Genomic DNA, 14,030 nt, shown 5'->3' with positions numbered 1-14,030 from the left:
GTTTGTTTAACGGTAAAGCTTTCTTCAACCCAATTAGCATAAATAATTGTTATAAAACACTAATCATCAATTACCGCTTGTAAAATTGCATTAGCCAGCGCTAAATAACCTTGATCATTTAAATGTATGGTATCTGATTTCATTGCAGAGGTTTTTAATAGGTTGCTTAAGGTATCTTCAACCAAAACTAGCTCATATTGATCTGCTAATTCGGCATAGATTGGTGAGGGTGACAAAAACAGACTTTTTTGCGGTACCGCAACTAATACAACCGGAACTTGATATGATTGCGCCATTTCTATCATGCTGGCTAAGTTTGCTTTAGTGGCCTGTACGGAATGATTTCTTAAAAAATCATTACCACCTTCCAGTAAGATCAATAACTCGGGAGAATGTGCATTAAGTAAAGCCTCTAAACGCGCAGCACCTTGAGTGGTGGTTTCCCCCGATACGCCAGCATTAATCACTTCAAAGCCGCTCAGCTTGGCTAACTGACTTGGATAGTCTTGACCTTTCGATGCGCCAACCCCATAAGTTAAGCTGTCACCAAAGGCTAGGATCCGCGCATTGTCGCTTAGTGGTGGAATAGTTGGTTTAGAACATGCTGTCACTAACAGCAATAACACCAAAACAAAAAAATGACCCAGTTGTTTGCGCATTTTGCATGCCTTTTTAATCGCATACTCAAAAAATAACATAAAAAAAGCCAGACACAAGGTCTGGCTTTCAATCTATTTTACGAGCACTTAGCCTTAAAAGGCTTGGTAACTCACGCTAAAGAAGAACTCCCTACCTGGGCTAAAGTAATTTTGCGCAGAGATAATCTCTTCATCAAACAAATTATTGGCTTTTAAACGTAAGCTCCAAGCGTCATCTAGCTGGTAACCTATGCTTAAATCAACTTGATGAGTCGCATCAAAATACTCGCTGTAACCAGCGTAACGCTTACCTTGATAATGGTAGTTAGCGAGCACATCAATTTGCTCCCAATGATAGCTTAGTTGGTAGTTAAACTCGTTTTCACTGCGGCCAATTAACTCTTCGCCTGTCTGCTTGTTTTCAGCATCAAGGAAAGTATAAGCAACTTGGTGATCTAGACTGAACACACTAAAGTTCGCTGAAACTTCTACACCCTGAATTTTTGCTTCATCGATATTGGCAGGTTTCCAGATATCCCAACCAAAATCGTCTTGTTCGCCTGTTGGTGCCCAAGCAATCAGGTTATCAATGCTGTTTTCAAATACGCTGATGTAAGCGCGAATATCGTCAGCTTGATAATGCAGAGTCAAATCATAACTTTCAGCTGTTTCTGACATCAGATCTGGATTACCAGAACCCGGCCAATACAAATCATTGAAAGTAGGCGCTTTAAATGCTGTACCTGTTGATGCAGCTAAACGCCACTGATCATTAAACTGATAAGCAAGGCTGGCATTGTAAGACACTTCGCTATCGATGTTTTCAACGTCATCGTAACGTACAGCAGCCTCAGCTAATAACTGACTCCACTGCTTTTGCACTAAAACATACGCACCAAAAACATCACGCTCATCTTGAGCGTAATCACCTTTAACCGCTTCGTTAGACCAATCGATACCACCGGTAAATGTCAGTTCATTCGCCGCTAAATATTGGTTACTCCAGTTAACTTGATCGCGCTTAGTTTCAAATTCTGAAACTGGTACATTGATGTCGTCACCGCGGAAGTTTTCGTTATAGTCACGTGACTGGCTGAGTGCCAATTTGCTGGTGAATTTATCGTTGCTGTATTGAGTAGCAAGGTTCCACAGATAGTTAGCATAGTCAGATTCGTCAGCAGAGCCCGAGGCATAAACATCATCGTATTGAGTGTTGCCTTTATCGTATTGACCATTCCACTGCGCTTGCCAGTTTTGATTGATTTGCTGAGAGCCTTTTAGCGAAATAGCATTACGCTTATAGCCGTCATCATCATTTTCAACAGGTGCACCGTTATAAACATCGTAGCCATCAGACTGCTCGTGGTTAACCGTTAGCGTAGTGCTGCCGTTACCGTGATCCATACCAGTACCAAATGAGCCACGAATATAATCATTGCTGCCATATTCAGCACCAGCAAACCACTCACCGCCTTTAAGTTGGCGAGTAAAAATTTGAATCACACCGCCAATAGCATCACTGCCCCAAACAGAGGCGCGTGGACCTTTTAGCACTTCAATACGTTCAATATTTTCTGGCGATAACGTATTAAAGCTAACAGTACCTAAAGTCGCAGAGCCCACTTTGACACCGTCAATAAGCACTAAAACATGATTAGAGTTACTACCACGAATGCTCACTGAAGTAGCCTGACCAGCGCCGCCGTTACGTGAAATGCTTACACCCGGTAATGTTTCTAATACATCTGCAACTGATTTAGGGTTTAGACGCGCAATTTCTTCGCGTTCAATGGTGTTGATAACAGTTAGCTGTTGATCGGCCGTTCTATCAAAACGCGAACCAGTAACCGTAATGGTTTCGTCAACGTTTGCAGCTGGGGTTGTCGCTTCTTCAGCAGTTACTGAAAATGCAGATAAGCTTAAAAGACTGCTAACTAGCAGTGCGATTTTTGATGGTTGTGTTCCCATTTACCTTTGACTCCTAAAAGGAAAACGGGGCAAAAACGTCACGGTGATCCGGAGCAAAAGTTAACTTTATGCCTAGCCGTTTATATGCCGCATCTCGAGATCTGCCCGCCGAAATCATCGAAATCACTTTACTGGCCGGTCTCCGGACTTAGGTTCTGTATTAGCAATTTAATACGCGAGTACAAGCTTTAAACGCCTTTCCATTAAGGCGCACCTGTCTCTCACCATTCACCGTTGCGGGGGCAGTGTCAGAATTTAACTGACTTCCCGATTATCCTCTGTTACTAGGTAACTAAGGCACCAACAAAGTTGACTAAAATACTCTTTTTATGAGTTGTTTTTTTTAAAGCTATTTTACAAATAGCTAAGTAACAAAAAGCCAAAAGATGCACTTTTCATTATTGGATAACATCATTTTAAGTACTACTTTTTGCAGTAGTATGCATTGCACCCACTCAAGAGCAAAAAAGCGCCACCAGTGGGTGCGCGCATTATAGACGTCTATACGGTTAAATGTCTAACTTAACGGTAAGTAATCAGCAGAGTTAGCGGCAGGGATAACGCATTAATTTGTTATAAGCTAGAATATTTGCTTTAAAAGCAAACATAAAAAGCAAGTAAACAGATAGATGCGCTTATCAATGTAGGCTTAGCGGAGTAATGCTCGACAAAAATTCTTGATAGTTTTGCGATTTAACTGGCGGATTAGCTTTACTAAAGCTGTCACCCCTAATCGATTTATGGATCAAATACAGATCAGCTTTACCTTTAACCGCAGTGTAGTGGCCAATTTCACCTAAGCCGTGGTTGGCCTCATAAGCGGTAGTTTTATCAATCGACTTAATGTGTGAATTCGGCATTTTCGTGCAGCCGATAATTGCACTAGCCGTTTCATGGCCATTTAATGGTTCACTGGGTAAAGTTTCAAACACCATTTCACCTTGGCAATTTTCAAGGTACACATTGGCCATCGTTTCCAAAAAAAGCTCAGGTTCAATATCTTCAGCCACACCTTTAAAGCCTTGTACACACACCATAGACGACCAAGTTTGCAGCTCTTGATTAGCAGGCACAAACTCAGCAGAAAACATCGTATCTTGTTGCTCTGAATGCGCTAATTTCCAATCGGACGGTAAGTTAAAATTAATGGTCTGCTCAAAGATCACCAACTGCTGAGATGATTGATTAACAGTTTGATTATTCGCCGTTTCTTTGGCATTAGCAGCAGTAATTTCATCAGAGGCTTTATTTGCACCATTAGCAAAAAGGGGCTGAGACACAAGCAATATAATACTGCTGAACAAAGCATATGTGATACGGGATAACATTGAGGGCATACCTTTACAATCCTTGTTTAGGGTATTTTCTATACTTTTCATTCTAAATGCGCTTCGGCAAAAGTGGTAATTAAAAAAGTAATTAGTTTTCCCCTCCCTGCAGTAAATAAATATCCATAACAAAATAAGCTTAATTAATAGTTACTTATAAAGACAAAGCCAAACAAGATTAAAAATCAGCCAGAAAATACTTGCACATTTTGATTACATTTGTAATCTTAATTGTAAATTACAAGTGTAATCATAAGTACAAGGAAGCGCTAAACATGAAAGAGATCAGCAATGCTGAGCTATCGGTTCTCAATATTTTGTGGCAGTCCTCACCGCAAAGTGCCAGCGAGGTGATCAACCAGTTATCGCGCAGCCATGATTGGCACGAAAAAACCGTTAAAACGCTACTAAACCGATTAGTCAAAAAGCAAGCCATTGGTTTTGAAAAACAAGGCCGTTCATACCTGTACTCGCCATTAATTGATCAGAGCGAATACCAGCTAAAAGAAACTGAATCCTTTATTGATCGCTTATTCTCTGGCCGCATTGCCCCACTCGTCGCAGGCTTTGCTAAGCAAAACAAACTTAATGCGCAAGATGTTGCTGAGCTGCAGCAGTTAATTGATACATGGCAAAAGGAAAACAAGTCATGATGCTATGGATCGCGCAACAAACCCTACTACTAAGCCTAATTTGTGTAGGCTTACTGATTTGCCACAAGCCACTACAAAAATACTTAGGCTCACACCAGACTTATCATCTTTGGCTAGCAGTGCCTATTGTGTTACTTAGCTCAGCAATTGTCACAGCCATGCCAAACTTATTTGCAGCAGTTCAGTCTCAGCAAATCGCCCATTACAGCGTTTTGGCAAGTAAAGTGATTCAAGCTAAAAACACAACAAACTATGGGCTATTTGTTAGCTACGTATGGCTTAGCGGAATTACTATCATGCTTATGCTGCTTGCGCTGCAGCTTATATCAATCAAAGCCCTTGCACGCAGTGCGACAAAAGTAAGCAACCCATTTTCACGCCTAGCGACTTACGTTCACCCCAAAGTGCAATCGCCGATGCTTATAGGCATTGTGAACCCAAAAATCATCTTGCCAGTTAACTTCAACCAACTTAATGCACAAGAGCAGCAAGCCATTATCAATCACGAGCAATATCACCACCAGCGTGGCGATCTACAGTGCAATTTATTGGCGTATGGCGTGTTATGTCTGTTTTGGTTTAACCCCATTTGCTGGCTTGCATACCGTCGCTTTCGCAATGATCAAGAGCTAGCCTGCGATGCCTATGTGACTCAGTCACTCAGCAAGCAACAAAAAATCAGTTATAACCAAGTGCTGTTGGCTTATTCACAGCAGGCCCAGCACGGCTTGCTACACACTCACTACGGAAATAAAAACATACTCAAGGAACGTATTATGCAAATGAAAACACAGCAAAAAGGCCAAAGCAGCATTGCAGTTATAGGATTAATCATGGTTTTAGGGCTTTGCGGTCTAATGCTAAATCAACAAGTGCAAGCCGGCGGCGTAGATAAACAATCAGTGGTATATCCAACCATGCGTGTTGAACCTAAATACCCGATTGAAGCAGCAAAGGCTAATCAAAATGGTTTTGTACAACTGCAGTTTGATATTACCCCAAGTGGCTCAGTAACCAATGTTAGCGTAATAAAGTCATCACCTGAGAAAGTGTTTGATGCAGTGGCTATTACTGCACTAAAGCAATGGCAGTACCAGAGTTCGGCTAAAGGCGTTCAAGGTTCAAAAGTACAACTCGACTTTGAAGTTGAAGCCCCTACCACAGATGTTGAGCGCATCAAGGTCACTTCAAAATAACACTCTCTAATGATCAATTGGGCTTAGCTTGCTAAGTCCAATTGCTAATCTATATTACTTAGCCATAACAAGCGCTGTTCTTAACTTTGCAGTTAGTCAAAGCACCTATCTTTAAAAATAATTTACAATTGATTATCATTCTCATTTAATCGGTTTTACCTTAGGATGCTAACATCTTTTACTATATGAGAAGTTAACTATGCGTACCCTAATCAAATTTGTCGCAGCGGCTCTGCTGCTCAGTATTTCAAGTTTTGCTAGCGCTAACACATGCCAACTCGATATTAATGCTACCGATGCAATGCAGTTCGACAAAAAGGAACTAACATTGCCAGCGGGCTGCACTGAAGTAACCTTAAACTTACACCACACAGGCACATTGCCAAAAAGTGCCATGGGCCATAACTGGGTGTTAACCGAAACCGCCAATATGTCAGCTGTTGCTAACGAAGGCATGGCAGCTGGCGCTGCAAACAGCTATGTCAAAGCCGATGACCCACGCGTACTGGCTCATACCGATATAATTGGTGGCGGTGAAAGTACTAGCATCACCTTTAGCACTGCCGATCTCGATCCAGCCAAGGAGTACAGCTTCTTCTGCTCATTCCCTGGTCACTGGGCAATTATGCAAGGCAAGTTTGTCATTGCCTCATAGTTAACCAACGAGGTGCAAATATACTCCCCCAACTTGATTTGCACCTCGCTCAAGCATTTAACTGCAAAACCTACCTCAGCTTGAACTGCACACTCAAGTGAAACCTCCTCCACAACCAATTAACAATTAATTAACCTGCAGGGCGATTTCTGCTATTGTGATTTTCGCTATCAAAGCAGCTTTATCTCGTTAACTCGCAAGCTTTAAGAACAATAACAATCAGGCGCAATCAATGTCAGATAACACACCATTAATCACTCCACGCACTTTAAAAGTACCCATTACCAATGTTTACGCCATGGGAGGTTATTGCGCCCAGCTTAGGTTTGGCGCGAATAAAACCCCGGTAAATCTGATTATTGATACGGGCAGTAGCACCTTAGTGGTGAGCGACAGTGATTATGATGACGAGCAAGACACTAGCTTAGTGGCCACCAGCTTTGCTCAAGAAGTGTTATATGGTGCGGGCGGCTGGGACGGCCCTGTAGTGCATACCCGAGTCGGACTCAGAGAAGAAGATATCGATTTCAACCTAAGCGACGGTTATCAATTAGAGCCAAATCCAGATGCCCATGCGCCCATAGTGCTTAACGATTGTCCGGTGGCGATAGTGTCGTCGATTAAACAAGAGGGCACATTTTTACACGCCGACGGCATTCTTGGACTTGCTTATCATCAATTAAACAAAAGCTACAATCTCAAAGACTATTTCGACAAATATCAAATCGCTCCAGCGCTCACCTACCCTTGGCCGTTTGATACAGAAATTAGTATTTGCAGTAATGATTATCACGCCCACTTAAATGCCAACCAAGTCGAAAACAAGGCGGCTCACTCTGAGCAAGATTGCGATAATCGCTTTACCAGCCACGATTTACGTCAGTTTAAAGCCTTTTTAAAACAGCAGCCCACTCAAGATATTATCCCCTACTTTACTGAGCTCACCCAGCATGGTTTAACCGCCAATAAGTTTGCGTTTTACAGCCGCCGCTCAAGCGTACATTTTTCTACCGATATTAGCGCAGCCAGCTTTAGTGCAAAAAAGAGCGCTGATAAAGCTGAAAAAACAGATAAGGCAGCACAACAAGCGCACTTCGCACAGTTAAACCAAGACTCGCTCAATCAGGGCTGGTTAATTATTGGTGGCGGCGAAGAACATACCGAGCTTTATCAAGGCGAGTTCACCACAATCTCTGTGGTAGAAGACAAGTATTACAACGTAAACCTCATCTCTATCCAAGTCGGCGACCAAGCCGAAATCGACAGCCTACTCACCGAAGAGATAGAGAACAGCCTTGAGCTAAATGAAAGCCTTGAGCGAGATGACAGCCTTGAGCTAAATAACAGCCCTGAGCGAGATGACAGCCTTGAGCCTGCAAACAGCCTTGAGCCAGATAACAGCCTTGAGCACAATAAAGGCTCTGAGCCCATAAAAAACCAAGCAAGCCATGACCACGCCCTACTCTCGGCCATAGGCATGAATAAACAGCTGCGTGGTCGCAGTAACGCCATTATCGACACAGGTGTTTCAGGCATAGTGTTTACCAAGCACTTATACAACGCCATGGTGGAACACTTCAGCGCGCTAAACCCCAAATTTGCGGCACTAATAAAGCCCTTTAGCGATATCGCCATGCAGTATCAAGGTATCGACATGAGCCAGTTAAACCTTGAGGAATGGCCCACGCTCACCTTGCATTTTGTCGGCGAGCGCAACCACCATAGCCAACACACTCATAGCAGCAGTGGCAATACCAGTAAAAATACCAATGAAAATAGCTGTGACCATAGCCGTAAAAATAGTCGTGACCATAGCAGTGACAACAAGCAACACTCCCCAGAAAAAGTCAGCATTCACATAAAGCCCGAGCACTACTGGCAAACCAACACTCCAGCCAAGGGCAAGGCCTGCTTTAAGATATTGTCACAGCTGGCTGGTTGGCCTAATCAGTCGCTACTTGGCTTACCGCTAATGAATGATCACTACGTGATTTTCGACCGCTCCGCTCATCAAACCGGCGTGATCCACTTTGCTAAACAGCGTTAATTAGAGAGACACCATGGCTAACTCAGCACATCAATTTCAAACCGAACGACTATCCATGCGCTTACTCGATGAACGGGATAAAGACTTGTATTGCTCCTTGTATACCGATCCCATTGTAATGAAAAACATCAGTCAACCATTGAGCCCTACAAAGGCAGAAAAATGCTTTTACACAACACTAAAACTCACTCAAAAGCCCAAACCATTACTATTGGTTTGGGTTATTTCAGAACTAGAGACAGGTGAGGTATTAGGCATACAAAACATCAGCAAAAACAAACAAAACACTCAACACGCAGAGTTTGGAATAATGCTTATCCCTAATGCTTATAGAAAGCACATAGCATTTGAGTCAATTGGCGCGCTTACTGAATACGGCTTACGACACCTAAAACTCAATAAAATGTATTCAATGTTTCTACCAGAGAACAAAGCAATTTTAAGAATTGCCCAGAAACTCAATTACTGCATAGATATAAATAACTTAGATCCAACTACAGGCCAAGCTAGTTGCTATAAACAAAGTGACCATGCTATTGCAGCATTCATAAACTCAACGAATAGCCACCCCAGCTGGAAACATAATATTTAAAATATCGCAACAAGCTGTTATCTTCTCTTTCTGAAAGGCCACTACACATACATAGCCTTGAGCTTTAGAGCGCCAGTTAAATATATAAAAATAATAAAGGGTAACCATGTCAGGTAGTTTAGCGTGTGTTGGGATTGGAATGACTTTAGGGGCACATATTTGCCCGTTAGCAAAAAGCTATATAGAACAGGCCGATGTGGTATTTTCTGGCATGTCTAACGGCATCGTTGAGCTCTGGTTGCAAGAGATGCACTCCGACGTGCGCTCACTGCAAGGCTTTTATCAGCCAGGAAAATCTCGCCATATTACCTACCGTGAAATGGTCGATGCGATTATGACCGAAGTGCGCGCCGGCAAAAAAGTCGTCGGTGCATTTTATGGTCATCCCGGGGTATTCGCCCACGCGCCGCATAAATCAATCGAAATAGCCAAGGCTGAGGGTTTTCACGCTGTCATGGTACCGGGCATATCGGCAGAAGACTGCCTGATTGCTGATTTAGGCATAGATCCCGGCCAATATGGTTGCCAGCAGTTTGAAGCCAGCCAATTTATGTTCTACCAGCGCCGCTTTGACCCCTCATGTTACCTAGTGCTGTGGCAAATCGGCCTTGCTGGTGATAAAAGCCTAACCAAGTTTGCTACGGGTGCGGCGCACCGCCAAGTACTGATTGAACTTCTCAATAAAGACTACCCACTTGAGCATCAGGTGATTTTATATGAAGCCGCCGTACTGCCCATAGACACAGTACGTAAGCAAACACTCACCCTAGCAGAACTGGCCGATGCTGATATTTACATGCACACCACTCTGGTAATTCCGCCCAGCCAAAAGATGCAGCCTAACCAAGCGGTATTAGACCGCCTAGCGCAAATAGAAGCCCAACTGCTAGCTGAGCAAAATGATGTGCTAGCTGAAGCAAATAGTGAATGAATTAAATCAACAAGTTGATAAAGAAGTAGATAAAGAAACGGATTAACAAAAGCTAAAAGGTAGGTTTCCGTAAGCTGGTAAGTCCTTCCTAAGAAAGAAGAAAGAAGAAAGAAGAAAGAGAAAATAGAAAACCATAAACGACAATCAACAAGGAAATAGTATGTCAAACATCATTCAACTGCTGGAACGTATGGGCCAAGATGCAAGTCTGCAAAGCTTTGAACAACAGCAAATTGCTATCAATGAAAGCAATTTAGATGAAAGAACAAAACAAAGCCTTAGTAAAAATGAGCTGATTGAATTAAAAAAAGAATTAGATATTTGCCCTGATATATATTGCGTTTTCTTTCCAGCTGAAGATGAGCCTAAACAAGATGAATCAGAAGAGTCACCAGCAGAAGATGCTGATGAAGTAAAGCTTATTGCGAATGCTTAATGCTATTAGCAATATAATAAAGCGAGGCAAATTTATTTGTCTCGTTAGCTATCTATTTGTTAGCCATTGCTGGGCTATTCCTGACGATGAACTCTCACGATTATTTACTGAAGCGAATGAAGTTAGAAGCCAGAATCCGTTAAAGTTTATTGAGGTGATTGAGGAGCTGAACAGACATGAGCAACATATGTCTAAGCAGCAGAAATACCATTTAAAATATTTAAGAGCATACAGCTTATCTTTCAAGGGGCAATTCAATGAAGCTCTAAAGATTTATAAACAGCTTTTAAACTCTGAAGCTGGCGAGCAAATAAAGCTAAAAGCAAACCTCTCAATAGTGAATACATATGCTATATCAAAAAATTGGCCTGATGGATTATCTCATCTCTCTAGCGCATTAAATAGTTTACCTACGATTGCAGATAACAGCCTAAATGAAAGAGCGTTTGCTATTGCCGCAATTTTTTATAACCAACTGGGACAATATAAATTAGGTTTAAGCTACGCCCAAAAATTAGACAAGTTAACTGACGACAAACGAACACTATGTTTTGCTAAACAGCTCGCCTTAGAATCCCAATTTAAACTGGGCCAGCTCAGTGAAGACTCACCGCAAATAGCCCAAGGCTTGCAAGCCTGCCAGCAGAGCAACGAAGTGGTGATGGAAAGCGCCATTTATAGCTATTTAGCTGAACTATATTTAGATAACAACCAACCACTACAAGCGATAGCCACGCTAGAAAAGCAGCTTGAATCATTAACAGCCACAAAATACGCGCCAGCTCTAGCTCGTTACTATTCATTATTAGCCCATGCTCACCATAAGAATAGTAACCAGCCTGAATCAGAAAGCTATGCGTTAAAAACACTCGAACAGTCTAAGGGTATTGGCTCAAATAAACCGTCAGTCACCGCTTATAACATTCTATTTCAAATTGCTGAATCTCGTGGTGAGCACCAGCAAGCCTTGGCATATCATCAAGAGTACGCCGCAGCCGATAAAGCCTATTTAGATGAAGTTAAAACCAAGCATTTAGCATTTCAGCTTGCGCAGCATCAGGCTACAGAGCAAAAAAACCAGATAAAGCTACTGGATGACCAAAACCGTTTACTGCGCTTGGAGCAAAAACTCAGCCGCAGTGAAACCGAAAATAACCGCTTGTTTATTTCACTGCTGACGGTGTCGATACTGCTATTGGCTGGCATGGTGTATAAATCACGTACCACTCAAAAGCGCTTAAAATTGCTGGCGGAGTATGATGCACTGACTAAGGTACATAACCGCGGCCACTTTACCCAACAGGCATTAAATGCCATTGACTACTGCAGCAAGAATCAACAAGCCGCCAGTTGCATTTTGTTTGATTTAGATAAGTTTAAAAGCATTAATGACACCTACGGCCATGCCACCGGTGATTGGGTGTTAAAACAAGTCGCTCAAGTCTGCCAAGCCCACAGCCGCAAAAGCGACCTGTTTGCCCGCCTAGGCGGCGAAGAGTTTTGTATTTTCTTACCCAGTTGTGACGTTAATACCGCCGCGCAATTGGCAGAAGAGTACCGTAAGTTAATTGCCGCTATCGACAGTAACGGTTCGGGCTTTGAGTTTGCGATTAGCGCCAGCTTTGGAGTAACAGACTTTAGCTTGTCGGGAACAAACCTAGATAAAATGATAGCCGACAGTGACCATGCTATGTATGTATCGAAAAAAACCGGCCGTAATCGAGTGACCATATTCTCAGATGGTATTGCTGAATTTAAACGCAATAAACAGGCTAACAGTGCCATGGGCAGCCAAACCACTGAGGCAAGAGTATAACGCTTACCCTAAGACGGAAACTGCTGATAAAACAATAAGCCTGACATGATGTCAGGCTTATTTTTTGCTTAACGCTTTAGCGCTATTTCAAATTGCTTAGTGCTTCAAGCAGTGCTGATTGTAACTCTGGGTTACGTAGCGCTTGTGCTTCCATATCGAAGTTATCGAAAAAGCTTGGAATAGACAGGGTCGCTTTAACATCGGCCGCAAAATATGGCGCTGAACCAGCAGCTGCAGTTAATACTGTTGCTGCGCCGCCAGGGCCTGGTGAAGTAGCTAGCAATACCATTGGCTTGTTTTGGAACACTTTCATGTCGATACGTGATGTCCAGTCAAACAAGTTCTTGTAAGCCGCCGTGTATGAGCCGTTATGCTCGGCAAACGAGATAATAATGGCGTCTGCTTCACCCAACTTGGCAAAAAACTTTTGTGCTTGCTCAGGCTGGCCTAACTCTTCTTCGCGGTCTTGGCTAAAGAGAGGCATTTCGTAATCGTTGATATCGAGGATTTCAACGTCTGCTCCGGCAACTTGTGACGCAGCATAAGCGGCAAGTTGCTTGTTAATTGATTTAGTACTGCTGCTGGCTGCAAAGGCTAATAGTTTCATAATGTGCTCTCTATACAGTTATTACAGGTAAAGCCTGCAAAGATATTAGGTTCAATTGCCGTACTCTGCTGCAAGCTAAAGATTAACTTTTGAGCGACAACCCGATGTAGAGCAGTGTATATTAGTGACGAATAAAGATTAATAACCTAAAAAGATAATAACTATTTCCATATAACTGTTAATAGGCGGCATTGGTGACAATAAATAAACTGTTTGATGGCATAGTGATTTTTGCACAAGTGGTGAAAAGCGGCGGTTTCTCGGCAGCAGCAGAAGCCTTAGGCCACTCCACCTCTTATGTAAGTAAAGAGGTCAATAAACTGGAAACTCGCCTTGGCGTGCGTTTACTTAACCGTACTACCCGCTCGATAGGCTTAACCCCTGAGGGCGAGGCCTATTATCAACAGTGCTTGCAACTTATTAGCGACGCTGAACTGGCGGTAGGCTTAATCACCCAAGACAATGTTAGCCCTAAGGGGGTGTTAAAGCTCAGTTGTCCGGTGGGCTTTGCCCAAAACCATCTGCAGGATATTATTTCTGAATACATTAAGCGTTATCCCAATGTTAGCTTAGAGCTTGAACTTAGCGATCAACGCACTGATGTGATTGCCGATGGCTATGACTTAGCGATACGTGCCTCAGCCCAGCTCGAAGAGTCGAGCCTTATTTGCCGTAAAATATACAGCAGCAAGGCATATACGGTCGCCTCGAAAGAGTATATTTCGCGCCACGGTAAGCCACATCACCCAAGAGAGCTAGCCACTCACAACGGCATTTGCTATTCCAACTTAAAACAGCCTAGCCGTTGGGACTATGTTGATACTGACGGCAAGCCGTTTTTTGTCGATATACGCCAAAAAATTCTCTGCAATAACGGCGATATGCAATTGGCTATGGTGTTAGCTGGCCACGGCATTGCCCGCCTACCCAGCTTTTACATGCAAGAGGCACTTAATGATAATCGCTTAGAAATACTGTTTGAGAGCTGCCCCAATACCGAAATCGACGTTTACGTGGTTTATCCAAGCCGTAAGCACTTGTCGCCAAAAGTCAGGGCCTTTATTGATTTAGCCGCTGAGCGACTAGGAGAAATACAACCTGTTAAATAATATGCAGTATTTTTAACGATATCACTTTAAAGTTAATGGTTAGCAAACCTATAA

The 14,030-nt window shown here is 42.7% G+C and carries 13 protein-coding genes and 1 riboswitch; of the genes, 9 read left to right on the top strand and 4 right to left on the bottom strand.

Annotation, left to right across the window (positions count from 1 at the left end):
- Nucleotides 1-59: 59 nt before the first annotated feature.
- The 3 genes from MSG37_RS07150 to MSG37_RS07140 all read right to left on the bottom strand — a co-directional run bounded on the left by MSG37_RS07150 (nucleotide 60) and on the right by MSG37_RS07140 (nucleotide 3,934).
- Nucleotides 60-659 (bottom strand): arylesterase, encoded by a 600-nt coding sequence (locus MSG37_RS07150; RefSeq protein WP_248469891.1) that lies wholly within the window; start codon nucleotides 657-659, stop codon nucleotides 60-62.
- 93 nt (nucleotides 660-752) lie between these two features.
- On the bottom strand, nucleotides 753-2,606 hold the full coding sequence (locus MSG37_RS07145; RefSeq protein WP_248469890.1) for a TonB-dependent receptor: 1,854 nt from the start codon (nucleotides 2,604-2,606) through the stop codon (nucleotides 753-755).
- A 115-nt stretch (nucleotides 2,607-2,721) separates the two neighbouring features.
- Nucleotides 2,722-2,926, bottom strand: a riboswitch (cobalamin riboswitch).
- Between the two features lie 318 nt (nucleotides 2,927-3,244).
- Complete coding sequence (locus tag MSG37_RS07140; RefSeq protein ID WP_248469889.1) at nucleotides 3,245-3,934, bottom strand: hypothetical protein; 690 nt, start codon at nucleotides 3,932-3,934, stop codon at nucleotides 3,245-3,247.
- A 275-nt stretch (nucleotides 3,935-4,209) separates the two neighbouring features.
- Between MSG37_RS07140 and MSG37_RS07135 the strand changes: the two genes are divergently transcribed.
- The 8 genes from MSG37_RS07135 (at nucleotide 4,210) to MSG37_RS21380 (ending at nucleotide 12,260) form a co-directional block, all read left to right on the top strand.
- Nucleotides 4,210-4,587 carry a BlaI/MecI/CopY family transcriptional regulator gene (locus MSG37_RS07135; RefSeq protein ID WP_248469888.1) on the top strand — a complete coding sequence of 126 codons (378 nt, stop codon included), beginning with the start codon at nucleotides 4,210-4,212 and terminating at the stop codon, nucleotides 4,585-4,587.
- Nucleotides 4,584-5,783, top strand: a complete 1,200-nt coding sequence (locus tag MSG37_RS07130; protein WP_248469887.1) for a M56 family metallopeptidase — start codon at nucleotides 4,584-4,586, stop codon at nucleotides 5,781-5,783. Before MSG37_RS07135 ends, MSG37_RS07130 begins: the two co-directional genes overlap by 4 nt.
- A gap of 199 nt (nucleotides 5,784-5,982) precedes the next feature.
- Nucleotides 5,983-6,438: an azurin gene (azu, locus tag MSG37_RS07125; RefSeq protein WP_248469886.1), complete on the top strand. Its 456-nt coding sequence runs from the start codon at nucleotides 5,983-5,985 to the stop codon at nucleotides 6,436-6,438.
- Nucleotides 6,439-6,670: 232 nt separating this feature from the next.
- Entirely contained in the window at nucleotides 6,671-8,485 is a 1,815-nt protein-coding gene (locus MSG37_RS07120; protein WP_248469885.1) for a hypothetical protein, read from the top strand.
- Between the two features lie 13 nt (nucleotides 8,486-8,498).
- Entirely contained in the window at nucleotides 8,499-9,077 is a 579-nt protein-coding gene (locus MSG37_RS07115) for a GNAT family N-acetyltransferase (protein ID WP_248469884.1), read from the top strand.
- 106 nt (nucleotides 9,078-9,183) lie between these two features.
- The gene (locus tag MSG37_RS07110) at nucleotides 9,184-10,008 is read left to right on the top strand and encodes an SAM-dependent methyltransferase (RefSeq protein WP_248469883.1); all 825 of its coding nucleotides are present in this window, start codon (nucleotides 9,184-9,186) and stop codon (nucleotides 10,006-10,008) included.
- A gap of 160 nt (nucleotides 10,009-10,168) precedes the next feature.
- A complete protein-coding gene (locus tag MSG37_RS07105) occupies nucleotides 10,169-10,444 on the top strand; it encodes a hypothetical protein (protein WP_248469882.1) in 276 nt (91 codons plus the stop codon).
- 337 nt (nucleotides 10,445-10,781) lie between these two features.
- Nucleotides 10,782-12,260 carry a GGDEF domain-containing protein gene (locus MSG37_RS21380; protein WP_248469881.1) on the top strand — a complete coding sequence of 493 codons (1,479 nt, stop codon included), beginning with the start codon at nucleotides 10,782-10,784 and terminating at the stop codon, nucleotides 12,258-12,260.
- 82 nt (nucleotides 12,261-12,342) lie between these two features.
- Here the strand turns inward: MSG37_RS21380 and MSG37_RS07095 are convergent, their stop codons facing one another.
- Nucleotides 12,343-12,867 carry an NAD(P)H-dependent oxidoreductase gene (locus MSG37_RS07095; protein WP_248469880.1) on the bottom strand — a complete coding sequence of 175 codons (525 nt, stop codon included), beginning with the start codon at nucleotides 12,865-12,867 and terminating at the stop codon, nucleotides 12,343-12,345.
- Between the two features lie 194 nt (nucleotides 12,868-13,061).
- Between MSG37_RS07095 and MSG37_RS07090 the strand changes: the two genes are divergently transcribed.
- A complete protein-coding gene (locus MSG37_RS07090; protein ID WP_248469879.1) occupies nucleotides 13,062-13,976 on the top strand; it encodes a LysR family transcriptional regulator in 915 nt (304 codons plus the stop codon).
- The last annotated feature ends 54 nt before the right edge of the window (nucleotides 13,977-14,030 follow it).

This window comes from Shewanella sp. 1CM18E, assembly GCF_023161665.1.
GTDB lineage: Bacteria > Pseudomonadota > Gammaproteobacteria > Enterobacterales > Shewanellaceae > Shewanella.
This window is presented reverse-complemented; position numbering and strand designations above follow the sequence as displayed.